Annotated in this window: 24 protein-coding genes; 14 read left to right on the forward strand and 10 right to left on the reverse strand. The window is 71.8% G+C overall.

What is annotated here, in order from left to right; genetic code table 11:
* On the forward strand, nt 1-1020 hold a 1020-nt coding region (locus ACZ4WH_RS36560; protein WP_468189029.1), incomplete at its 5' end, for a chitinase.
* A 40-nt stretch (nt 1021-1060) separates the two neighbouring features.
* Here ACZ4WH_RS36560 and ACZ4WH_RS36565 read toward each other — a convergent pair.
* From ACZ4WH_RS36565 to ACZ4WH_RS36575, 3 genes are all read right to left on the reverse strand, one after another.
* On the reverse strand, nt 1061-1729 hold the full coding sequence (locus tag ACZ4WH_RS36565) for an RES family NAD+ phosphorylase (protein WP_468189031.1): 669 nt from the start codon (nt 1727-1729) through the stop codon (nt 1061-1063).
* Nucleotides 1729-2424: a hypothetical protein gene (locus tag ACZ4WH_RS36570; protein ID WP_468189033.1), complete on the reverse strand. Its 696-nt coding sequence runs from the start codon at nt 2422-2424 to the stop codon at nt 1729-1731. Before ACZ4WH_RS36570 ends, ACZ4WH_RS36565 begins: the two co-directional genes overlap by 1 nt.
* 85 nt (nt 2425-2509) lie before the next feature.
* Nucleotides 2510-3052 carry a hypothetical protein gene (locus ACZ4WH_RS36575; RefSeq protein ID WP_468189036.1) on the reverse strand — a complete coding sequence of 181 codons (543 nt, stop codon included), beginning with the start codon at nt 3050-3052 and terminating at the stop codon, nt 2510-2512.
* A gap of 216 nt (nt 3053-3268) precedes the next feature.
* Here ACZ4WH_RS36575 and ACZ4WH_RS36580 point away from each other — a divergent pair, with 216 nt between their 5' ends.
* Both ACZ4WH_RS36580 and ACZ4WH_RS36585 read left to right on the forward strand, forming a co-directional pair.
* Nucleotides 3269-3628 carry a DUF6204 family protein gene (locus ACZ4WH_RS36580; protein WP_468189038.1) on the forward strand — a complete coding sequence of 120 codons (360 nt, stop codon included), beginning with the start codon at nt 3269-3271 and terminating at the stop codon, nt 3626-3628.
* A gap of 59 nt (nt 3629-3687) precedes the next feature.
* Nucleotides 3688-4125 (forward strand): MarR family winged helix-turn-helix transcriptional regulator, encoded by a 438-nt coding sequence (locus ACZ4WH_RS36585; RefSeq protein ID WP_468189041.1) that lies wholly within the window; start codon nt 3688-3690, stop codon nt 4123-4125.
* Nucleotides 4126-4379: 254 nt separating this feature from the next.
* Here ACZ4WH_RS36585 and ACZ4WH_RS36590 read toward each other — a convergent pair whose 3' ends face one another.
* Nucleotides 4380-4811: a pyrophosphohydrolase domain-containing protein gene (locus ACZ4WH_RS36590; RefSeq protein ID WP_468189044.1), complete on the reverse strand. Its 432-nt coding sequence runs from the start codon at nt 4809-4811 to the stop codon at nt 4380-4382.
* Nucleotides 4812-4946: 135 nt separating this feature from the next.
* Between ACZ4WH_RS36590 and ACZ4WH_RS36595 the strand changes: the two genes are divergently transcribed.
* Complete coding sequence (locus ACZ4WH_RS36595) at nt 4947-5945, forward strand: TAXI family TRAP transporter solute-binding subunit (RefSeq protein ID WP_468189046.1); 999 nt, start codon at nt 4947-4949, stop codon at nt 5943-5945.
* 204 nt (nt 5946-6149) lie between these two features.
* On the opposite strand, the gene ACZ4WH_RS36600 is transcribed toward ACZ4WH_RS36595, so the two are convergent.
* Together ACZ4WH_RS36600 and ACZ4WH_RS36605 are read right to left on the reverse strand one after the other, a co-directional pair.
* Entirely contained in the window at nt 6150-7580 is a 1431-nt protein-coding gene (locus ACZ4WH_RS36600; protein ID WP_468189048.1) for a sensor histidine kinase, read from the reverse strand.
* Nucleotides 7581-7589: 9 nt separating this feature from the next.
* Nucleotides 7590-8276, reverse strand: coding sequence for a response regulator transcription factor (locus tag ACZ4WH_RS36605; RefSeq protein ID WP_103817574.1), 687 nt, complete (start codon nt 8274-8276; stop codon nt 7590-7592).
* Between the two features lie 296 nt (nt 8277-8572).
* Between ACZ4WH_RS36605 and ACZ4WH_RS36610 the strand changes: the two genes are divergently transcribed.
* The 8 genes from ACZ4WH_RS36610 to ACZ4WH_RS36645 all read left to right on the forward strand — a co-directional run bounded on the left by ACZ4WH_RS36610 (nt 8573) and on the right by ACZ4WH_RS36645 (nt 15165).
* Nucleotides 8573-9349, forward strand: a complete 777-nt coding sequence (locus ACZ4WH_RS36610) for an amino acid ABC transporter ATP-binding protein (RefSeq protein ID WP_468189051.1) — start codon at nt 8573-8575, stop codon at nt 9347-9349.
* Nucleotides 9350-9504: 155 nt separating this feature from the next.
* On the forward strand, nt 9505-10344 hold the full coding sequence (locus ACZ4WH_RS36615) for a glutamate ABC transporter substrate-binding protein (protein ID WP_468189053.1): 840 nt from the start codon (nt 9505-9507) through the stop codon (nt 10342-10344).
* Nucleotides 10345-10418: 74 nt separating this feature from the next.
* Nucleotides 10419-11084, forward strand: coding sequence for an amino acid ABC transporter permease (locus ACZ4WH_RS36620; RefSeq protein WP_468189055.1), 666 nt, complete (start codon nt 10419-10421; stop codon nt 11082-11084).
* On the forward strand, nt 11081-11974 hold the full coding sequence (locus tag ACZ4WH_RS36625; protein ID WP_468189057.1) for an amino acid ABC transporter permease: 894 nt from the start codon (nt 11081-11083) through the stop codon (nt 11972-11974). The genes ACZ4WH_RS36620 and ACZ4WH_RS36625 overlap by 4 nt, the downstream gene beginning before the upstream one ends.
* A gap of 177 nt (nt 11975-12151) precedes the next feature.
* Nucleotides 12152-13813: an FAD-dependent monooxygenase gene (locus ACZ4WH_RS36630; protein ID WP_468189059.1), complete on the forward strand. Its 1662-nt coding sequence runs from the start codon at nt 12152-12154 to the stop codon at nt 13811-13813.
* Nucleotides 13814-14054: 241 nt separating this feature from the next.
* On the forward strand, nt 14055-14102 hold the full coding sequence (locus ACZ4WH_RS36635) for a hypothetical protein (protein ID WP_309506048.1): 48 nt from the start codon (nt 14055-14057) through the stop codon (nt 14100-14102).
* A gap of 68 nt (nt 14103-14170) precedes the next feature.
* Nucleotides 14171-14728 (forward strand): cupin domain-containing protein, encoded by a 558-nt coding sequence (locus ACZ4WH_RS36640; protein ID WP_468189061.1) that lies wholly within the window; start codon nt 14171-14173, stop codon nt 14726-14728.
* Entirely contained in the window at nt 14725-15165 is a 441-nt protein-coding gene (locus tag ACZ4WH_RS36645; protein WP_468189064.1) for a rhodanese-like domain-containing protein, read from the forward strand. The genes ACZ4WH_RS36640 and ACZ4WH_RS36645 overlap by 4 nt, the downstream gene beginning before the upstream one ends.
* Nucleotides 15166-15223: 58 nt before the next feature.
* Here ACZ4WH_RS36645 and ACZ4WH_RS36650 read toward each other — a convergent pair whose 3' ends face one another.
* The 3 genes from ACZ4WH_RS36650 to recA all read right to left on the reverse strand — a co-directional run bounded on the left by ACZ4WH_RS36650 (nt 15224) and on the right by recA (nt 20037).
* Nucleotides 15224-17752 (reverse strand): FtsX-like permease family protein, encoded by a 2529-nt coding sequence (locus ACZ4WH_RS36650; protein WP_468189066.1) that lies wholly within the window; start codon nt 17750-17752, stop codon nt 15224-15226.
* 215 nt (nt 17753-17967) lie between these two features.
* Nucleotides 17968-18903, reverse strand: a complete 936-nt coding sequence (recX, locus tag ACZ4WH_RS36655) for a recombination regulator RecX (RefSeq protein ID WP_468189069.1) — start codon at nt 18901-18903, stop codon at nt 17968-17970.
* A 3-nt stretch (nt 18904-18906) separates the two neighbouring features.
* The gene (recA, locus tag ACZ4WH_RS36660) at nt 18907-20037 is read right to left on the reverse strand and encodes a recombinase RecA (RefSeq protein ID WP_468189071.1); all 1131 of its coding nucleotides are present in this window, start codon (nt 20035-20037) and stop codon (nt 18907-18909) included.
* A gap of 184 nt (nt 20038-20221) precedes the next feature.
* Between recA and ACZ4WH_RS36665 the strand changes: the two genes are divergently transcribed.
* Both ACZ4WH_RS36665 and ACZ4WH_RS36670 read left to right on the forward strand, forming a co-directional pair.
* The gene (locus ACZ4WH_RS36665) at nt 20222-20527 is read left to right on the forward strand and encodes a hypothetical protein (protein ID WP_468189074.1); all 306 of its coding nucleotides are present in this window, start codon (nt 20222-20224) and stop codon (nt 20525-20527) included.
* 146 nt (nt 20528-20673) lie between these two features.
* Nucleotides 20674-21420: a hypothetical protein gene (locus ACZ4WH_RS36670; RefSeq protein WP_468189076.1), complete on the forward strand. Its 747-nt coding sequence runs from the start codon at nt 20674-20676 to the stop codon at nt 21418-21420.
* A 24-nt stretch (nt 21421-21444) separates the two neighbouring features.
* On the opposite strand, the gene ACZ4WH_RS36675 is transcribed toward ACZ4WH_RS36670, so the two are convergent.
* Complete coding sequence (locus ACZ4WH_RS36675; RefSeq protein WP_468189116.1) at nt 21445-22584, reverse strand: AI-2E family transporter; 1140 nt, start codon at nt 22582-22584, stop codon at nt 21445-21447.
* Nucleotides 22585-22641: the final 57 nt, after the last annotated feature.

Below are 22641 nucleotides of genomic sequence, written 5' to 3' on the forward strand. Positions count from 1 at the left end.
CACGACATCGTCAACCCCCAGGCGAACAAGTGCCTGGACGTCACCGACAACAACTCCGCCAACGGCACCCGGACACAGATCTGGAGCTGCACCGGCGGCGCCAACCAGAAGTGGAACGCGCCCGCGGCCGGTGGCGGCGACACCCCCTCGGCGCCGATGGCGGTGGCGCCGTACCTGTACAACGGCTGGGGCAGCCCGCCCGACCCGAGCACCATCACCCAGGCCACGGGCGTGAAGTGGTTCACGCTCGCCTTCGTGCTGAGCAACGGTTACTGCAACCCGCAGTGGGACGGCAGCCGTCCGCTGACCGGTGGAGTGGACCAGCAGACGGTCAACACCGTGCGGGCGAACGGCGGTGACGTCATCCCGTCCTTCGGCGGCTACAGCGGCAACAAGCTGGAGAGTTCCTGCTCCAGCGCCGGCGAACTCGCCGCCGCCTACCAGAAGGTCATCAACACCTACGGCCTGAAGGCGATCGACATCGACCTGGAGGCCGACGCCTACAGCAACGGGACCGTGCAGCAGCGCACGGTCGACGCGCTGAAGACCGTGAAGGCCAACAACCCCGGCCTGAAGGTGTACATCACCATCGGCACCGGGCAGAGCGGCCCCGACACCAGCCTCATCAACCGGGCCGCCGCGTCCGGGCTGACCGTCGACGCCTGGGCCATCATGCCGTTCGACTTCGGCGGCGCCGGCCAGAACATGGGCAACCTGACCGTGCAGGCGGCCGAGGGGCTGAAGAACGCGCTGAAGAACGCGTACCACTACAGCGACGACCAGGCCTACCGGGACATGGGCATCTCGTCCATGAACGGCATCACCGACAACAACGAGACCGTCACGGTGAACGACTTCCGCACCATCCTCGCCTACGCCCAGCAGCACCACCTGGCCCGGCTGACCTTCTGGTCCGCCAACCGCGACCGGCCCTGCACCGGCGGCCCGGCCGACAGCTGCTCCGGCGTGAGCCAGTCCGCATGGGACTACACGCGGGTCTTCGCCGGCTACACCGGCTGAGCATCCCTGGCCCCGGGGTCCGGGCTCGGACCCCGGGGTCTCACGGCTCGGGCTTGGCGATTCTCGCCCGCAGCGGCGTGAGGAGTTCGTTGGCCCGCTCCCAGCCCTCCTCCGAGCCGAGATCCTGGATGCCCCTCTCCGTCAGCACCTCCAGCGGCCTGCCGTCCGGGCCCGCGCAACGGTCGTGATAGAGCACCAGCGCGTGTTCGGACCGGTTGCGCCGGGACTCCCAGATCAGGCCCATGGCGTCGGACGCCTGCGCCCGGATCTCGCTCGACCAGCGCCGGGCCCGCGCATAGTTGCTCTCGTCCTCCAGAAGCGTGGTGTCCTGGCACACGGCGGCCAGGTCCGCGCCACTGATCAGCGAGACGAGGGTCAGGTCGTACCGGGTGCGCAGACAGCTCAGGGACCGTTGCCAGACCGTGCGGTAGGGGATCGTGCGCTCGCCGACGGGCGGCTCGAAGGGCCGCGAGCGCAGCACGCTCTCGGCCAGCGCCGTCAGCGCGCTCTCCGCCAGGTACAGGCTGTGGTACGTGTCCAGTACCGTGCCGTCGAAGCGGCCTCCCTCGAAGTGGATGTCCGCGAGTCTCGGGTTGAACTCGTCCGGCGCGTAGCGGGACTGGTGCACCCGCCACAGCACCGTCCCAGCCGCGATCACCCGGCGGTGGGGACGCAGTTTCAGGTCGATCATGGGGAAGAAGCCGCTCATCACTCCCCCTCCGCGAGTTCGCGGGCCGCGCCTGCCAGCCGGTGGTCGGGCAGCCGGCCGAGCAGCGCCGCGGGGGTACCGCCCAGCCAGCTGTTGCCGCTGAACCACCAGGCCGCGGCCCCCCACGGGTCGATGTCCGCGAGGAGCAGCCGGTTGACTTCGAGGACGACCCCGTACGGCGTGCCGCCGCCCGGGGCGAACTGGAACTCCGGGTAGCGGTCGCTGTCGTCCGGAGCACGCAGTCTGATCAGCTCTGGGGGTGGCGCGCCACCACAGCGGGCTCGCGCCTCGGCGGCCGACAGGGCGGGTTCCCGCAGCAGCCGCTCCCGCTCGGGGCCCGGACCGTACGCCGGTTCGTACGCCGGTCCGCGCGTCGGCGGCGGGAGGCGGAACCAGGCCATCAGCTCCTGTGCACCGGCCACGGTCCCCGGTCCGGGCAGCGTCACGGCACCACGCGGGGAGTCCAGTTCCCGGCGCACCGGATGGCCCAGCGGCAGCTTCAGCAGCACCAGCCTGACGCCGTGGAGTGCCCTGCGGACCGCCCTGTCGTCGTCCGGTGGCGCTTCGGCGAGCGCCGTCAGCCGGGCCAGCAGCACCGCGTGCTGCTCGTCGCCCAGCGCCTGCCGGAGGCTGTCCCGGTGTTCGCCGATCAGGGCGAGCAGCCGCTCCGCCGACCCCGCACGCTCCTCGTTCATACCGTCTGCCCCTCCGCGTCCGCCGTCCGCGCCGTACTGTGCCGACCCTCGGCGCGTACGGCGACAAGATCCCGCCCCGGCCTCCTCATCGGCCGGAATCCGCCCGGAACGCACCCGGTTCGGAGCGCATCTCGTGCCGCATCCCGCGCAGCCGGCCCCACAGTTCGTCGATGCTCTCCCGCACCGCGGCCGGTGAGTCACCGGCGCGCGGGATTCCGTCCTCCAGGCGCCGGACCATGCCGTACACCGCCCCGAGGTCGTGGCTGAGGCCGCCCGCGAGATCGAGCACCCGGTCGGGCATCCGCATCTGGGCCTCCGCGTACACGTCCCGGTACTGGTCGCGTGCCTCCGTGAGCCGCTGCCGTACGGCGCGCACCTCCTCGTCCCGGCCCAGGGCGTGCAACTGGTCGGTCAGCGCGGCCAGATACTGCCGGGCGGAGGTGTTCAGGGCGACGTAGCACACCCGCAGTTCCTGGGCCTGCCGGCGCCGCTCCCGCACCTCCTCGGCGCGCTCCTGCTCGCGCCGGCGGCTGCGGTCGGCCGCGCGCTGGGTCAGCAGCGCGGACAGCAACGTGCCGACGACTCCGACGACCGCGACCACGGGCGCGGTCGCTTCCCCGACGTCCACCCGCCCTCCATCCCCCGTGATTCCTCACGGTTCCAGGGAAGCACCGTCCCTCCGGCCAGGTGAACAGACGATCCGGACCTCGCCCGGTGTCCGCCCCGCCAACGCCCGGACCCGCCGACCGGCCCGACCCGACGGCATCCGCGCAAGGCACTTGGCGCTCCCGTGCCCCGGGAAACCCGGTGGAGGAGTCACCCCCGCCGTGCCTAAGGTCGCGCAATGAGCACCCGAACCTTCCGCATCACCGTCCGCGGCGCCTTCGACGCCCTCACCGACGCCCAGCGCGCCGCCCTGTTGGCCGACGCCGCCGAACACGACGTCCTGCGCGCCGCCTTCACCCCCGAGGGGAGCCTCACCTACGACATCGCCGCCCGGCCCGCCTTCGTCTTCCGCTTCTCCGCGACGGGAGAGAAGGAGGAGGACGTCCTGGAGGCGACGGAACGGGCCGAGGAGGCGGCGAAGTCCTGGCTGACCGGGCGCGGCTACGGCTTCAAGCACCTGCGGACCACCGCCGAGGACCTGTCCCAGGCACCCCTGGGCAAGCGACAGCGCCGCGCCGCGCGGACGACCGGCTCCTGACGTCCGCCATAAACTTGAGTACTCAAGGAGTGGGCAAGGGACGCGAGAGAGAGTGGACCGTGAGTGAGGCCCTGGACGCGGCGCTGCGCCTGGTACGGGCCCAGTCGGCGCTCGTACGACGCTTCGACTCCCGCCTGAGCGGCCTGCACGGCGTCAGCCTCGCCGACTTCACCCTGCTGCTGCGACTGGCGCAGGCGCCCGGCGGCCGGATGCGCCGGGTGGACCTCGCCGAGGCGCTGGGGCTGACCGCCTCGGGGGTGACGCGCGGGCTCGTTCCGCTGGAGCGGATCGGCCTGGTGACCCGGGAGACGGACGCCCGGGACGCGCGCGTGGCGTACGCGGCGCTGACCGGGACGGGCCGGAGGCGGCTGGCGGAGATGCGGGCCACGGCGGAGGAGACCGCCGCCGAGGTCTTCACCGCCCCGGCGTGGCCCGCGGCGGACATCGACCGCCTCGCGCATCTGCTGACCCGCCTCGGCGGCACGGGCCTGACCTGACGGGCCGCTGAGTTCGCGCGTTGTCGGGCGCGCCTCAAGGGCGCCTTCACGGCGGGCGGCACCTCATCCCCGAGTCGGCCTACCCGAACGTGCAGCACGCCCGTGCGCGCCTCCGTCACCACCGCCGGACACGTGAAGGCCGCGCTCGGCGCGCCGAGGCCACGGCCGGCCTCCACGGCACCGCCGGTGTCACCGCCGAGGCCGGCGTACGGCTCGCTGTCCTCGTACTGTCCTCGTAGGACCCGGCCCGGACGTCAGGCCGCGCCGCCCGGTATCCAGCCCTGGCGGCGCAGTACGGCCGACACGTCCGGCGCCCGGTAGTGCTCCCCCTTGAGCACCTTGCCGTCGGCCCGGCGGGCGACCGTCCCGTCCGGGCCGATCTTGCTCATGTTGGCGCGGTGGACCTCGGCGATCACCTCGTCGAGGTCGATGCCGTGCACCAGGGCCGTGCCGTAGGCCACGTACACCACGTCGGCCAGCTCGTGCGCGAGCCGGTCCAGCGGCCCCTCCACCGCGACCTCGGCGACCTCCGCGGCCTCCTCGGCGAGCAGTTCGCCGCGGTGAGCGGCCAGGCCCGGGTCCACTTCCGTCGGCGTGCTGCGGGCGTCGAGGCCGAAGGCGTGGTGGAACTCACGGACGAGGTGGGCGGGCGACGTGCTCGTGCGGTCGGCGGGCGAAGTGCTCATACGGCGACTGTAACGGCGGCCACTGACAACGCCCGCCGGCCCGTGCGGACCCCGTGGCATCGGCTCCCCGGTCCCCGGTCCCCGGAGTGACCCCGGCCCTGGCCAGTGGCGCGCGTCGCCTGGCAGGATCGCCGCATGTCCAAGGTGTTCCCCCGGCTCGGCAGGCGCCGAGCGCTGCAAGGCGCGGCCGTCGGTGCCGTCGCCCTGGGGCTGCTGCTGTGGTGGCTGCTGCCCCTGGGCGAGAAGCCGCCGAGCGGAACGATCGTCTTCAGCACCGGTACGCCCCGCGGGGTCTACCAGGAGTACGGCGAGCGGCTGCGCACCGAGCTGGGCCGGGACATGCCGGGCCTGAGGGTGAAGCTGCTCAACAGCGCGGGCTCCCAGGAGAACGTCCAGCGGGTGGCGACCGGGCAGGCCGACTTCACCATCGCGGCGGCCGACGCCGTGGCGACGTACGAGCTGCGGCACGGCAGCGGCGCCGGGCGGCTGCGCGGTGTGGCCCGGCTCTACGACGACTATGTGCACCTCATCGTCCCCCGCGACTCGGACGTCCGGAGCATCGCGGACCTGCGGCACAAGCGGGTGGCGACCGGGCTGCCCGATTCCGGGGTGCGGCTGATAGCCGACCGGGTGCTGCGGGCCGCCGGTATCGACCCCCGGAAGGACATCACGCCGGTCGCGGACGGCATCGACACCGGACCCGCGCGGCTGCGGGAGGGCAAGGTCGACGCCTTCTTCTGGTCCGGCGGCCTGCCCACGAAGGGGCTGGACGCGCTGGCACGGAAGGGCGGGTTCCGGTTCCTGTCGATCGACGACGACCTCGTCGCCCGGCTGCACACCCAGGGCGAGGGCGCGCGCTACTACCGGACCACCAACATCCCGGAGTCGGCCTACCCGAACGTGCAGCAGGGGGCGCAGGTGCCGACGATCGCCGTGTCCAACCTGCTGATGACCCGTACGGACGTGGACCCCCGGCTGACCGAGTGGGTGACCCGTACGGTGATCAAGAGCCGGGACGGCATCGGCGCACATGTCCACTCCGCCCAGCTGGTCGATCTGCGCACCGCCATCTACACCGATCCGCTGCCCTTGCAGGAGGGCGCCCGGCGGTACTACCGGTCGGCGAAGCCATAAGGGCTGTCGATGCAGCCAAAGGGCCTGCCGGTGGCGCCATAAAGCCCTGCCCGTGGCGCATAAGGGCCTACCGGTGGCGTCATAGGGGCCTCTCGGTGAAGCCATGAGGGGCCGAGGGAAGCCCGGGAAGGGAATCCCGGAGGACCATATGGGCCTCAGGGAGGCATGGAAGGGAATCCCGCGGCCGGCCGGCCTCGGCGGAGCCTAGATGACGGCGTCCGCGGCGCTCCCGCCGGTCTCCGGGTGCCGTGGCACCCGGACCGTCACCCGCAGCCCCCGCGGCTCGTGGTGGGCGTAGTCGATCGAGCCGCCGCCCGCCGCGAGCAGGGCGCGGGTTATGGACAGCCCCAGGCCCGAGCCCTTCACGTTCTGGTGCCGGCCGCTGCGCCAGAACCGGTCGCCCACGCGCGCGAGTTCCTCGTCGGTGAGGCCCGGCCCGGTGTCCGTGACGACGACCGTGGTGGTGTCGCCGTCGGCCGCGACGACGACCTCGACCGTGCCGCCCTCGGGGGTGAACTTCACGGCGTTGTCGATCACCGCGTCCAAGGCGCTGGACAGGGCTATCGGGTCGGCCCAGCCGGTGGTGGGCGGGCAGTCGCCGGTCAGGCGGACGTCCTTGGTCCGGGCGGCCGGCGCCCAGGCGGCCACCCGTTCCTCGGCCAGCGCGCCGATGTCGGTCAGCACGAGGTCAGCCTCGGCGTGCTCGGCCAGCGCCAGGTCGAGCAGGTCGTCCAGGACCTGCGCGAGACGCTTGCCCTCGGTGCGGACCGAGGCGATCTCCTCGTTGCCCTCCGGGAGTTCGAGGGCGAGCAGTTCGATGCGCAGCAGCAGCGCCGCGAGCGGGTTGCGCAGCTGGTGCGAGGCGTCGGCGACGAAGGCGCGCTGCTGCTCCAGCACGGCCTCGACGTTGTCCGCCATCTCGTTGAACGAACGGGCCAGCCGTCTGAGTTCCGGCGGCCCGCCGGCGGCCGCGACCCGGGACTTCAGGCGCCCGGTGGCGATGTCGTGGGTGGTGGCGTCCAGGATCCGGACCGGCCTGAGCACCCAGCCGGTCAGCCTGAGCGCGGCGCCGACGGCGAGCAGCATGGCCGCGATCTCGCCGGCCCCGATGAACAGCCAGCCGCGCAGGATGCGGGAACGCAGCTGTCCGGTGGGCGAGTCGGTGACCACGACCGCGACCACGTCCCCGTCCCGGATCACCGGCGAGGCGACGACGAGCCGGCCGCGCTGCCAGGGCCACACCTGCCGCGGGTCATGGCTGCGCCGGCTGAGCAGCGCCTCGCCGAACGCCCTGCGGACCTCCCCCGCCCGCGGTACCAACCAGTCGCCGGGCGCGTTGGCCATGGGGGAGCCGTTGCGGTAGAAGACACCGGCGCGGATGCCGTAGACGCCGTAGTAGCTCTCCAGTTCGCTGCGCAGGGTCTCCCCGCGCTCGTCCGTGGCGGTGCGGTGGGGTCCGCTGGGCCCTTCGGTGACGAACTGGGCCAGCGCCGCGAAGCGTGCCGTGTCGTCGATCCGGTCGACCACGACCCGCTGCTGCTGTGCGGCGGCCACGCTGCCGGCGAGCGGGATGCCGAGCGCGAGCAGGACGGCCGCCAGCAGGACGATGAGCAGCGGGAGGAGGCGTGTGCGCACCCGTCCCCGCTAGGCGGCCGGGGCGACGAGCCGGTAGCCGACGCCGCGTACGGTCTCGATCAGCGCGGGCATCCGCAGCTTGGCGCGCAGGGAGGCGACGTGCACCTCCAGGGTGCGGCCGGTCCCCTCCCAGCTGGTGCGCCAGACCTCGCTGATGATCTGCTCGCGCCGGAAGACCACGCCGGGCCGCTGGGCGAGCAGGGCGAGCAGATCGAACTCCTTGCGGGTCAGTTGGACGACCGAACCGTCCACGCTGACCTGGCGGGTGGGCAGTTCGATCCGGACCGGGCCGAGAAGCAGGGCGCTCTCGCCGCCGGTCGCCGGGTCCTCGTGGGCGGTGCGCCGGCTGACGGCGTGGATGCGCGCGAGCAGTTCCCCGGTGTCGTACGGCTTCACGACGTAGTCGTCGGCGCCCAGGTTGAGCCCGTGGATGCGGGAGCGGACGTCGGAGCGGGCGGTGACCATGATCACCGGAGTGCTGGTGCGCTTGCGGATCTTGCCGCAGACCTCGTAGCCGTCCTGGTCGGGCAGGCCGAGGTCGAGCAGGACGACACCGAAGCCGTTGCCCTCGGGGACGAGCGCCTGGAGGGCTTCCTCACCGCTGCGCGCGTGGGTGACCTGGAAGCCGTGCTTCGCGAGGACGGCCGACAGCGCCGCGGCGACGTGGTTGTCGTCCTCGACGAGGAGCAGTCTCATCCCGGCCCCCTCCGGTTCAGCGGTCGTACGGTCTCGGTTCGCGTCGGCCTTGTAGATCACGCACACGCGCGCGTGCACCATGGCAGTGACGCTGATGGACAAGGACGACGTCAAGAGGGTTCGGGTTGCCCGTCGCTTCCGTTACCCGGCCGATACGCGCACCGGCGACAAGTACTACGACATGTGTCCGATTGCTATCGGATCGTGATGCTCAGATCTCCCTCAGATGTGATGACGCAGGTCACAGCCCCTCACTACTGTCCTCGGAAACCCGAGGAGGACGGAGCCTGAGAGCGATGACCAATGTATCGGTGGCCAAGGAAGATGTGGCCACGTCCGACGAACTGGTCGTCCTGAGGAGCGTCAACAAGCACTTCGGCGCGTTGCACGTGCTCCAGGACATCGACCTGACGATCGCCCGCGGCGAGGTCGTCGTGGTCATCGGGCCCTCCGGGTCCGGAAAGTCGACCCTGTGCCGCACCATCAACCGCCTGGAGACGATCGACTCGGGCACGATCACGATCGACGGCAGGCCCCTGCCGCACGAGGGCCGCGAGCTGGCGCGACTGCGGGCGGACGTCGGCATGGTGTTCCAGTCGTTCAACCTCTTCGCGCACAAGACCGTGCTCGAGAACGTGATGCTGGGTCAGGTCAAGGTCCGCAAGGCGGACAAGAAGCAGGCCGAGGAGAAGGCCCGGGCCCTGCTGGACCGGGTCGGTGTGGGCACGCAGGCCGACAAGTACCCCGCCCAGCTCTCCGGTGGCCAGCAGCAGCGGGTCGCGATCGCGCGGGCGCTGGCGATGGGGCCGAAGGTCATGCTGTTCGACGAGCCGACCTCCGCCCTCGACCCCGAGATGATCAACGAGGTCCTGGAGGTCATGCAGCAGCTCGCGCGCGAGGGCATGACGATGATCGTGGTCACCCACGAGATGGGCTTCGCGCGATCGGCCGCGAACCGCGTGGTCTTCATGGCGGACGGCCGGATCGTCGAAGAGGCCACGCCCGACCAGTTCTTCAGCAACCCGCGCAGCGACCGGGCCAAGGACTTCCTGTCCAAGATCCTGCACCACTGACGGCACCGGCCCAGCACACCCACCGCCAGGCCGAACACGCCACCAGTCCGCACGCACCGCCCGGCCCACGTACCGCCGCCCGCCGCACGCCCCGCCCGGTCCGCGTCACCCCTGCCTCAGGGACTCGTTCCTCACCACTCAGAAGGATGTTCACCATGAAGCTCCGCAAGGTCACCGCCGCCTCGGCCGTCCTCCTCGCCCTCTCCGTGACCGCAACCGCCTGCGGCGGCGACAAGAAGGACGACGGCGCCGGTTCCTCCGGCGGCGGCAAGAAGATCACCATCGGCATCAAGTTCGACCAGCCGGGCATCGGCCAGAAGACCCCGCAGGGTTACTCGGGCTTCGACGTCGACGTGGCCACCTATGTCGCCAAGAAGCTCGGTTACGGCGCCGACCAGATCGAGTGGAAGGAGTCGAAGAGCGCCGACCGCGAGACCATGCTGAAGCGCGGTGACGTCGACTTCATCGCCGCCTCCTACTCGATCACCCCGGAGCGCCAGAAGCTGGTCGACTTCGCCGGGCCGTACCTGCTGGCCCACCAGGACGTGCTGGTCCGCGCGGACGACAGCAGCATCAAGTCGCCGGCCGACCTGAACAACAAGAAGCTGTGTTCCGTCACCGGCTCCACCTCGGCGCAGAACGTCAAGGAGAAGCTGGCGCCCAAGGCGCAGCTCCAGCAGTACCCGACGTACTCCGCGTGCCTGACCGGTCTCCAGAACAAGGTGATCGACGCTCTGACCACGGACGACTCGATCCTCGCCGGTTACGCCGCCCAGTCCCAGTTCAAGGGCAAGTTCAAGCTCGGCGGCCTGAAGATGACCAACGAGAACTACGGCATCGGCGTCAAGAAGGGCAGCGACCTCAAGGCCAAGATCAACAAGGCGCTGGAGGAGATGGTCTCCGACGGTTCCTGGGACACGGCCGTGAAGAAGAACTTCGGCCCGGCCGGCTACAAGAACGAGCCCGCGCCGAAGATCGGCGACATCAAGAGCTGAGGCAACGCCCGGCGGATGCGCCGTCCTCGAGGGCGGCGCATCCGGGCATCCCTACACGCGAAAGCGCGGGAGACGTGTTCGACTTTCTTGACGACTACGACGTACTGGGCGCCTTCTGGACGACGGTACAGCTGACGCTGCTGTCCGCCGTGGGCTCCCTGGTCTGGGGCACTCTGCTGGCCGCCATGCGGGTGGGTCCGGTACCGCTGATGCGCGGTTTCGGCACCACCTACGTGAACATCGTGCGGAACATCCCGCTCACGGTGATCATCCTGTTCTCCTCGCTCGGCCTCTACCAGACGCTGAACATCACCCTCGGTGCGCACGACACCGACACGATCAACTTCCGGCTCGCGGTGCTGGGGCTGATCCTCTACACGTCGGCCTTCGTGTGCGAGGCGATCCGGTCCGGCATCAACACGGTGCCGGTCGGCCAGGCGGAGGCCGCGCGGGCCATCGGCCTGAGCTTCTCCCAGGTGCTGTTCCTGGTCGTGCTGCCGCAGGCCTTCCGGGCAGCCGTCGGCCCGCTGACCAACGTCCTGATCGCCTTGACGAAGAACACGACCGTGGCGGCCGCGATCGGCGTCGCAGAGGCGGCCCTGCTCATGAAGGACATGGTCGAGAAGGAGGCCCAGCTGCTGCTGATCTCCGCGATCATCGCCTTCGGATTCTGCTGCCTGACCCTGCCGACCGGTCTGATCCTCGGCTGGGTGGGCAAGAAGGTGGCGGTGAAGCGATGACCTCGGTCCTCTACGACGCCCAGGGACCGCGCGCCAAACGGCGCAACATCCTCTACACGGCGCTCTTCATCGTCGCGCTCGCCGCCGTCCTCTGGTGGGTCTACACGTCCCTGGACGAGAAGAACCAGCTGGACTGGGCGCTGTGGAAGCCGTTCTTCAGCGGCTCCGAGGCGTACTCGACGTACATCTGGCCCGGTCTGGAGAACACGCTGAAGGCGGCGGCCCTGTCGATGGTCGTCGCGCTGCCGCTGGGTGCCGTCCTGGGCATCGCACGGCTCTCGGACCACATATGGGTGCGGGTCCCGGCCACGGTCGTGGTCGAGTTCTTCCGCGCGATCCCCGTCCTGGTCCTGATGATCTTCGGCAACGAGCTGTACAGCCAGTACACCGACGTGAGTTCCGACGACCGTCCGCTGTACGCGGTCGTGACCGGCCTGGTGCTGTACAACGCGTCGGTGCTCGCCGAGATCGTCCGCGCGGGCATCCTCGCCCTGCCGAAGGGCCAGTCCGAGGCGGCCATGGCGATCGGTATGCGCAAGAACCAGGTGATGCGGCTCATCCTGCTGCCGCAGGCGGTCACCGCGATGCTCCCGGCGATCGTCAGCCAGCTCGTGGTCATCGTGAAGGACACCGCGCTCGGCGGCGCCGTCCTCACCTTCCCCGAACTGCTCGCTTCGGCGAGCACGATGAGCGGCTACTACGGCGCCAACACCATCGCCTCCTTCACGGTGGTGGCCGTCATCTTCGTGATCATCAACTTCTCGCTGACCTCGTTCGCGAGCTGGCTGGAGGGCCGGCTGCGACGCGGGAAGAAGTCGACCGGGGCGGTGCTCGGCGCCGACGAGACCGTGGACATCCCCGGCCACGCGGGCACGGGAACCGCGGCCTGACGCCAGGTCAGACCCGAATGCGTCACCCGGGGGCAGTGGCATGATCGCCACTGCCCCCGGTCGCTTGACGCAAACTCTGCCAATGGGTTGCATACGTTGTGTGATCGTGCACCCCGCTTCACCTTCCTGTTCACTTGTCTCCGTCAAGGCATCGCCACGAGCAGGGGGCGCCACACCGTGGACCCGGTGATCATCGTCGGAGCGGGGCCCGTCGGGCTCACGCTCGCCCTGGCGCTGGCGCGTCAGCAGGTGCCGTCCATCGTGCTGGACGAGGGCGTCGGCAAGGACGAGCCCCGTCCGGCACGCACGGTCGTCCTGCACGAGGACACGGCCGCCCTGCTGGAGCGGCTGACCGGAATCGCGCTCGCGGAGCAGGGCGTGCGCTGGGCCGGCTGGCGGTCGGTCAGGCGCAAGCAGGTGATGAGCGAGATCACTTTCACCGAGACCGAGTCCGCGCCGCTGCACATCGCCCAGCATGTGCTCACGGGTGTCCTGCGAGCGGCCATCGCGGCGGAGCCCCTGGTGAAGACGGTGGTGGAGAGCCGCCTGGACGCGATCGAGCAGGAGCGTTCCGGCGTCTCCGCGCACACCCGTGGCCCCAACGGCACGTGGTGGCGCGGCAGTTACCTGGTCGGCTGCGACGGCCCCCGCTCGACCGTGCGCAAACTCCAGGACATCCGCTTCCCGGGCCGTACGGCGGTGGAGCGGCACGCGGTCGCCGCGCTGCGCGCGGAACTTCCGTGGGCGGGTCACGCGTTGCTCCATCGGATGCCGCCGTGGCGGTCGTCCGGGCCCTCGGCCGGGGAGGTGACCGCCCGCCCCCTCCCGGACGGCGTGTGGCGCCTGGACTGGCTGCTGCCACCGGGCAAGGACCTGGTGACACCCGAGATGCTGCTGACCCGCATCCGTGAGACCCTCACGGGCTGGACGGACAGCACGTCACCCGTGTACGAGCTGCTCGACACCGGCGTCCACACGGTGCACCACCGCCTCGCCCGCCGGTGGCGCGCCGGCCGGGTCTTCCTCGCCGGGGACGCGGCCCACCTGCTCGGCGCGCTCGGCACCCAGGGTCTCGACGAGGGCCTCAGGGACGCCGGCAACCTCGCCTGGAAGCTGGCCACGGCCTGGCACCACGGCCCGCACGAGGCCCTGCTGGACAGCTATCAGACCGAGCGGCGCGCGCTGGTCGCCGCCCGGCTGCGCGCCGCCGACCAGGCCCTGCCGGTGCTGCGCGGCGGGGGCGGGCTGCGCGGCATCGTGCCGGGCGCGGCCCGCAACCACGACGCGCTGTTCACCGACGGCCATCTGGGCCGCGGCCCGCTGGGCGCGTCCGGCACCTACGCCGACTCACCGCTCGCACCCCGGCGGCTGGAAGGCGAGATCCCGGTCGAGACCGCGCCCGGCGCACCGGTCACCGACGTCCGGGTCACGGCGGAGGACGGGTCCTTCGTCCAGCTGCGCGACCGGCTCGGCCGTGGCGCGCTGCTCGTCGTGCTGATCGCGCCCGGTACAGGTGTCTGGGACCGCAAGCACTGGATGTCCGCCGGGGTGATGCCCCGGCTCGCGGCCGCCGTGACCGCGCTGCCGCACCCCGCCGAGCTGCTGGTGGCCGAGAGCTACCCGGGTGCGCCGGCGCACAGCGTGCTGCTCGTGCGCCCCGACGGCCACCTGGTCACCGCGCTGAGCGGGGTCCGCCCGGCCGACCTGTACGCGGCGGCCGAGGCCACGGTGGGCGGCGCGGTGCAGACCGAGGAGACGGAACAGAGGGAGAAGGAGAGGGAGGCGGACAGGGAGAAGGGGAAGAAGGCAGCGGCGGAGGCCGGCTCGGGCGCACGCTGACGACAGGCCCGCTTTCAAACCGACGGCGGACCCCGGTGACGCCTTCCCGAGCGCGCCGACCGTGCCCCGAAGAGGGCTCCCGCACGCGCCGGCCGTGCTCCGTAGGAGGCTCCCGCACGCGCCGACCGCACCTCCTCGCACCCCCGTCCACAGGCTGACACTCGGTTGACCGCAGTGCGGCAGCAGTGCTGTACTCCGGATCGTGACCGACACCTGTGTGCGCCTGTGGCGGAGGGTCCATATGGACCTCGTCCGCTATGCGGGCTGCGTGTGTCGTCCGTCCTGCTGAATTCGCATCCTTCCCTTTCCGGGCGCCGTCGTGCGCCCGTTCCGCGAACGCTCCTCAGGACGGTGTACGTGTCTGTCCCCTCCTCTTCCGCTTCCCCTTCCCTGTCCACGTCCGTCTCCGCTGTCCCCGGCCCGGCGCCCACCCAGGCGGACCTCCTCGACTTCGTCCGGCGTACGGCGGCCGACGCCGAGCTGATCGCCTCCCTGCCGCTCGATCCGGAGGGCCGCACCTGGTTGCGGTTGCAGGGCCCCGGCGGAAGCGAGGCCTGGCTGATCGGCTGGCCGCCCGGTACCGGCACCGGCTGGCACGACCACGCCGACTCGGTCGGTGCCTTCCTCACCGCTGCGGGCGAACTCACGGAGAACTCCCTCGCCGCCCGGCTGCCCACCGACGGCTGGAAGACCCTGGAACTCACCGAGGGCGTGGACCGCGTACGCCGACTGCCCGCCGGACAGGGCCGCGGCTTCGGCCGCCATCATGTGCACGAGGTGCTCAACGAGTCCGGCGAGCGACACGCGATCTCCGTCCACGCCTACTACCCGCCGCTGCCCCGGATCCGCCGCTACAGTCGCACGGGCCAGGTGCTGCGCCTGGAGCAGGTCGAACGCCCGGAGGACTGGCAGTGAGCGGCACGATCGAGCAGCCGGGGGGCGCCCGTGTGACGGCGGAACGACCCCTGGGCATCGACGAGTTGCTGGAACGCGTGCGTGCCGGCTACCGGCGCGTCGAGGCACGCGAGGCGCACGAGGCGGCGCAGGCCGGTGAAGCGCTCCTGGTCGACATCCGGTACGCCGCCCTGCGCGACCGGGACGGACTCATCCCCGGCGCCGTCGTGGTCGAACGCAACGAACTGGAGTGGCGACTCGACCCCCAGGGCAGCCACCGCCTCCCCGAGGCCACCGGGCACGACCTGCGGGTCGTGGTGATCTGCAACGAGGGCTACGCCTCCAGCCTCGCCGTCGCCTCCCTCCACCAGCTGGGCCTGCACCGGGCGACGGACCTGGTGGGCGGCTTCCAGGCGTGGCGGGCGGAGGGGCTGCCGGTGAGCCCGGCGACGCCCTGAACGGCGCTGGGCGCCCTGACCGGCGCTGACCGGAAACCGCACGTACGAGGGGCCCGTCCTACTCCTTCGCCGTGGCCACGGTCACCGCCCGCACCCGCAGCGCCGCACGCCCCGGCACGGCGCCGGCCACGAGCGCGAGGAGACCGGCGACCGCGACGACGCCGACGTACGGCAGCGGGGTGACCGCCGGGGCGGCCCGGCCCGTCATGCCGACGCTGAACGCGGTGAGCACGGCGAGGGCGATACCGCTGCCGACCGAGGTGGCGAGGAGCAGGACGGACAGTGCCTCGGTGCGCAGCATGCGCAGCACCTGACGGCGGGTCGCGCCGGCGAGGCGGAGCAGTGCGAACTCCCGGACACGCTCGGCGACCGACATGGCGAGCGTGTTGACGACGGCGATGGCGGTGAAGGCCAGGACGAGCCCCATGGCCAGGTAGTTGACCTCGGCGTTCGTCTGCTGCCGATCGGCCTGAAGAGCGTCGGCGGCGGCCGGCGAAAGAATTCTCAGTCCCGGGAACTCACGGAGTGTAGTCGCGAGTTCTGTCTGTGTACGGGTCGTGCGGACGAGGACGGAGGAGGCGAGCGGGTTGTCGACGTGGTGGGCCACGAGGTCGTGGGCGAAGGTGAGGTCGCCGAAGCCGAGACCCCGGGCGTAGACGGCGGCGACGGTCAGCGTGGCGGGCGTGCCGTCGCCGAGCGTGAGTTTCAGAGTGCTTCCCGGCTTCAGATGCCGCTGGTCCGCGGCCAGTTCGCTGACGGCGACAGTGCCGGGACCGAGCCGGTCGAGGGAGCCGGCGGTGACCTTCGGGTCCCAGGTGCGGGTCAGGCCCGCGGGGGTGACGCCCTGTGCGGGGTACTTGTCGAGGCCGACGCGGACGGTCGTGCGGACCACCTCGGTGACGGTGTCGTGCCGTGCGCGCAGCCGCTCGGCGGCCTCGCCGGGGACGCCCGGCCCCTGGGCGGCGACGACCCAGTCGGCCCGGACGCCCTCGCGGACCTGGGCGCGGGCGGCGTTGCCGAGGGTGTCCTGGACGAACAGGACGGTGCAGGTCATGCCGACGAGCAGGGTGAGGGGGGTGACGACGGAGGCCATGCGGGTGGCGTTGCCGCGCAGGTTGGCGGTGGCGAGCCTGCCGCCGTGACCGGTGAGCCGGAGCGGGCCGGCGAGCAGCAGCGCGGCGGCCTTGACCAGGAGCGGACCGAGCAGGGCGACGGAGGCGGACAGGACGACGACGGCGAGGAAGGTCACGGGTGTCGAGGCGGGCTCGCTGCGCAGGGAGGTGAGGACGACGAGGAGGACGACTCCGCCGGCGAGGAGCAGCAGCCCGGCGGCGATGCGGCCCCAGGCCGGTCGGCTGCGCTCGGTCCTGGCTTCGCCCAGGGCCTCGGCCGGGCGGATCCGGGCGATCCTGCGGGAGGCGATCCGGGCCGCCGCCCAGGCTCCGAGCAGGGTGGCGGCGAGAGCGGCGAGCGGCGGGAAGACACTGACGGTGCGGTCGAGCGTGTCGGGTACGGCGCCCAGGGCGACGAACCTCGCGTGCAGCCAGCCACCCAGCGGCAGCCCGAGCAGGGCGCCGGCCGTGCCCGCCGCCGCGCCGACGATCAGCGCCTCCCGGCCGAGCAGCCTGCGGATCTGCCCGGACGTGGCAGCGACGGCCCGCAGCAAAGCGAGTTCGCGGTGGCGCTGCTGGACCGTGAGCGCGAAGGTGCCGACGACCACGAGCACCGCCACCAGCAGCGAGGTGCCGCCCATGGCGCCGCCCATGCTGACCAGCCGGGTCCGGGCGGCAGCCGCGTCCAGGAACTCGACGGGCCCGCGGGCGTCTCCGGTGCTGACCTGGGCCGTGGTGCCGCGCAGCGCCCGCGCCACGCCCCGGCGCACCCGCTCGGGGTCCGTCCCCTTGGCCGGCAGCACACCGAACGCGGTGACCTGGCCGGGGTGCGCGGCCAGCCTGCGGGCTTCGCCGGCGGAGAAGAACAGGGACGTCTGGTGGCGTACGGCGGTGGCCGGGGTGGCGATACCGGTGATCCGGTAGGTGCGCGGGGCCTGGGTGGACTGCACGGTGAGCCGGTCGCCGGACCGCAGCCGGGCCCGCGCGGCGAGGTCCCCGTCGATGACGAGGTCACCGGCGGCCTCGGGGGCGCGGCCCGCCGTCAGCCGGTACGGGGTCAGCGCGGCGGAGTCCCAGGCGTGGCCGTAGGCGGTACGACCGCCGGTGTCGGCCGGGGTCAACGGCTGGGCGAGAAAGGTGAGTTCGGGGACGACCCGGGCCACCCCAGGGGTGCGGGCGAGCGTGGTGCGCAGGTGCTCGGGCAGCCAGGCGCGCTCGGCGATGGGCTTCGCCTTGTGCTTGACCTTGGTCTTGCCCTTCTTGTGCTTGACGGTGGTCCGATGCACGTACTGGTCGGCGGAGACCACGACGGGAGCGGCGGCGTAGCGCTCGGTACGGATGGTGCCGCGCAGGCCGGTGTCGAGGAGGGTGCCGCAAGCGGTGATCAGAGCGGCCGCGCACATCAGGGCGACGAAGGCGCCGAGGAAGCCCGCCTTGCGGGCGCGGACGGACTGCACGGCGTAACGCAGCATCATGGGGACGGGCTCTCTTCTGTTGTACGCATCGGTTGTGTCGTGCGCTGGGCGCGCGTACAGACTCGCCGCTGCGGGGTGGGAGAGCACTGCGGTGGCCCGGCGTCTTGCGACGGGGGCCACCCCGACCGTCGGCGGCGGGGGTTAACCCCACCCCGGGGTGCCGGTCCGCCCCTCCGCCCCAAGGAGCCGTCACGCGTCTCCGTCCCGAGGAGCCGTCAGAAGTCCCCGTCCCCGAGGAACTCCGTGTCCTCGCCCTCCTCCTCCAGGGCTTGGCGGACGACCCGGAGGGCCATGCCCTCGGGGTAGCCCTTGCGGGCGAGCATGCCCGCGAGCCGGCGGAGCCGCTTGTCCCGGTCGAGGCCACGGGTGGCCCGCAGTTTGCGGGCGACGAGTTCGCGGGCGGTCGCCTCCTCCTGCTCGGAGTCGAGCTGGGCGACGGCGTCCTCGATCAGCGCCGAGTCGACCCCCTTGGTGCGCAGTTCCCGGGCGAGCGCCCGGCGGGCGAGTCCCCGGCCATGGTGCCGGGACTCCACCCAGGCGTCCGCGAAGGCGCCGTCGTCGATGAGCCCGACCTCCTCGAACCGCGACAGCACCTCCTCGGCCGCGTCCTCGGGGATCTCCCGCTTGCGCAGGGCGTCCGCGAGTTGCTTGCGGGTGCGCGGGGTCCCGGTGAGCAGGCGCAGGCAGATCGCCCGGGCCCGCTCGACCGGGTCCGCTGAAGACTCCCCCCGCTCGTCCCTCGCCGAGGAAGGGGCGCCTTCGTCCTGACCGGGCCCGGACGCGTCACCGAAGCCGCGCCGGCGGCCACGCCCTCGGCGACCGTCCCGCGCGCCTACGGAGCGCCCGGAGCGCCCGGCCCCACGACCGTCGAGCGAACCGCCCCCGTACGGCTCGCTGCCCTCGGCACCCAGGTCCGCACCGCCGTCACCGTCGTAGCCGCCGGTCCCGTGGTACGCGTCCTGCCCGCCGTACGCGGCACGACCACGGTGCTCGTCGCGCCCACCGTGCGCGCCCCCGTCGTCCCTGTATCCGTCGGCCCGGTGTCCGTCGTCACCTTCCGGGGCGGAGTCCGGGTGGCCCCCGGTGCCCCTCCCCCGTGGGGCACCGGGGGTGGCGTACTCGTACTCGGCCCAGTCGGTTCGTCGCGTCACGGGTCAGCTCTTGGCTGCGGCGGCCTTGGGCTTGGTGGCCTTGGCGGCTGCCGGGGCGGGAGCCGACTTGGCGGGGTCGTCGGCCGCCGCGGTGGCGACCGCCGCGTCGGTGCCCGGCTCGACGGCGGGCTCCTCCGGCCGGACACCCACGCCCAGCTTCTCCTTGATCTTCTTCTCGATCTCGTTGGCCAGGTCGGGGTTGTCCTTGAGGAAGTTGCGCGCGTTCTCCTTGCCCTGGCCGAGCTGGTCGCCCTCGTACGTGTACCAGGCACCGGCCTTGCGCACGAAGCCGTGCTCCACGCCCATGTCGATCAGACCGCCCTCGCGGCTGATGCCCTGGCCGTAGAGGATGTCGAACTCGGCCTGCTTGAAGGGCGGCGCGACCTTGTTCTTGACGACCTTGCAGCGGGTGCGGTTGCCGACCGCCTCCGTGCCGTCCTTCAGGGTCTCGATGCGGCGGATGTCGATACGCACCGAGGCGTAGAACTTCAGTGCCCGGCCACCGGTCGTGGTCTCCGGGGAGCCGAACATCACGCCGATCTTCTCGCGGAGCTGGTTGATGAAGATCGCGGTGGTCTTGGACTGGTTGAGCGCGCTGGTGATCTTCCGCAGCGCCTGGCTCATCAGGCGGGCCTGGAGACCCACGTGGCTGTCGCCCATCTCGCCCTCGATCTCCGCGCGCGGGACGAGCGCGGCGACGGAGTCGATGACGATGAGGTCCAGGGCGCCGGAGCGGACCAGCATGTCCACGATCTCCAGGGCCTGCTCGCCGTTGTCCGGCTGGGACAGGATGAGGTTGTCGATGTCGACGCCGAGCTTGCGCGCGTACTCGGGGTCGAGGGCGTGCTCGGCGTCCACGAAGGCGACCTGGCCGCCGGCCTTCTGTGCGTTCGCCACGGCGTGCAGGGTCAGGGTCGTCTTACCGGAGGACTCCGGCCCGTAGATCTCCACGACACGGCCGCGCGGCAGCCCACCGACGCCGAGGGCGACGTCGAGGGCGGTCGACCCGGTCGGGATGACCTCGATGGGCTCCCTCGACCGCTCGCCCATGCGCATGACCGCGCCCTTGCCGAATTGCCGTTCAATCTGCGCGAGCGCGGCGTCGAGCGCCTTCTCGCGGTCGGTTCCTGCCATGGGTTCCACCCGGTTTGCTTGAGTCGATCGCTTCACGTCAAAGACGCTAACGCCTGCCACTGACAATGCGCCCCGACGCAGGCCCAGCCTGTGGATAACCAAGGGACATCTACCCGCGAATCGGGGCGAAATCCCCAACCGAAAGCCGCGCCTGAGCCCCCATAAGAATGGATGTTCGATTTTCGTGTCAAGCGCGCCACACGGCACCCGCCAGGGCCCCCCGGGCCGTGCCGACGCGAGCTTCTCCTTCTCCGTGGACATCCCGGCCAAGGCGACCGGGGCCGGGGTGCCCCTCGCCGTGCGGCTGAGCAACTACGGCGGTCTGGCCGTGGTCACCGCGCCGGCGCCCGACAGCCACGACGACCTGGACGACGCCGTACGCGACGGAGCGCTGTCCGAGGCGGACCGCGACCGGATCACGGCCGCCCTGTCCGCGCTCGGCTACCGGCTGGTCCCCCCACGGCTGCTCCACCGGCGTACGACGGTGTGACCTGGCTCGCCGACGAGAGCCACGCGACCTGGTGGACCCGCTTCTTCGACCATCTGTGACACGGGCCGGCCTGCTCCCGGCGATGTACCACGGTTGTCTCCGACCGGACGACGACCGCGCGGGCCGCGCCCGGAAGCCTTGGGTCCATGAAGAACCCGCGTGCCGCCGTCGACCGCCTCTGTCACACGACGGGGCTGCTCCTCGTCCTGTCCGGCCTCGTCCACTTGGTGGTGTTCGCGGTCGACGGCGGTCCCTGGGACGGTCCCGTCTCCTGGCGCAAGCCCGTCACGTTCGGGCTGTCGTTCGGGGTGACGCTGATCGCGGTCACCTGGGTCACGTCGTACCTGCGGACCGGTGACCGGCTGCGCCCGGTCCTGCTGCTGGTCTTCGCCGCCGACTGCGTGGTGGAGGTGGGCGGCATCACCCTCCAGGCATGGCGCCGGGTGCCCTCGCACCTGAACAGGGAGACCCCCTTCGACACGGTGGTGTCCATGACGCTCGCGGTGGGCGGCGGTGTCCTGGTGGTCCTGCTCACCGTCTTCGCCGTCGCGTCCTTCCGGCACCGGCCGGCGGGGCCCGCCGGCATGCCGCTCGCCGTGCGCTCCGGTTTCGCGCTCCTGCTGGTCGCGCTGGCCTCCGGTGCGGCGATGATCGCGCGCGGGGTCGTCCTGACGCGGAACGGCCACCAGGAGGCCGCCTACCACTCGACGGCCCCGCTCAAGCCACTGCACGGCGTGAGCCTGCACGCGGTCCTCGTCCTGCCCCTGCTGGCCTGGCTGCTGTCGCGTACGCCGTGGAGCGAGCGGACGCGCCGGCGGACCGTTGCCGTGGCGGCGGGCTGTTACGCGGCGGCCGTGGCCGTGGCCGCCGTGTGGGCGGTCCTGACGTACTGAGGCGGCACGATCGCGCGAGGCGGCCTACGGGCGCTCTTCCCCGCCGGGGCGGCGGCCGGCCCAGAGCCGCCGCGCGCGCGTGAGCATCCCGGGGCCGCCCGGGCCGTTGCCGCGGCGCCCGTGCACGCGGGGGTCGTCCGTGACGGCGTACCGCTTCACGTACGCCCCCAGGAACGCCTGGAGCGTGGCCACCGCCGGGATGGCGATCAGCGCGCCGACCGCGCCCAGCAGCGCGGTGCCCGCGACGACCGAGCCGAACGCCACCGCCGGGTGGATGTCGACCGTCTTGGCGGTCAGCTTGGGCTGGAGCATGTAGTTCTCGAACTGCTGGTAGACCACGACGAAGATCAGCACCCACAGCGCGTACCAGGGGTTGACCGTGAACGCGATCAGCATCGGCAGCGCGCCCGCGAGGTACGTGCCGATGGTGGGGATGAACTGTGAGACGAGGCCCACCCAGACGCCGAGCACGGGCGCGTACGGCACGCTGAGGGCCTCGAGCAGGACGTAGTGCGCGATGCCGGAGATGAGCGCCATGAGGCCGCGCGAGTACAGATAGCCGCCCGTCTTGTCGACGGCGATCTCCCAGGCGCGCAGCACCTCGGCCTGGCGTGCGGGCGGCAGGACGGAGCACAGGGCGCGCCGCAGCCGGGGGCCGTCGGCGGCGAAGTAGAAGGAGAACAGCGCGACCGTCAGCAGCTGGAAGAGCCCGCCGAGCACCTGGGCGGAGACGTCCAGGACTCCGGCCGCGCTGTTCTGCACGTACTTGCGCAGCCAGTCGGAGTGGAGCAGGCCCTCCTGGATGTCCACCCGTCTGAGGTCGGTGTGGAAGGTCTGGTTGACCCAGCGGATGACCGAGTCAAGGTAGCCCGGGAAGCCCTCGATCATCTTGATGATCTGGCCGGCCAGCATGGACCCGAGCAAGGTGACGAACCCGGCGGCGAGGACGGTCAGTCCGAGGAAGACCAGGAAGGTGGCGAGCCCCCTGCGCATGCCACGGGCCGCCATGCGGCTCACCGCGGGCTCGATCGCCAGGGCCAGGAAGAACGCGATCAATATGTTGATCAAGAGTCCGGTCAGCTGGTGGAAGGCCCAGCTGCCGAGCTGGAACGCGGCGATCAGCGCGAGCGCGAGCACCATGGCGCGCGGCAGCCAGCGCGGCATCCGGCCGCCCGGCGCGACGACGCCGGAGACCGGGGGCCGGCCGGGCGGGGTCGTAGC

It is taken from the genome of Streptomyces sp. NPDC029138 (assembly GCF_055564375.1).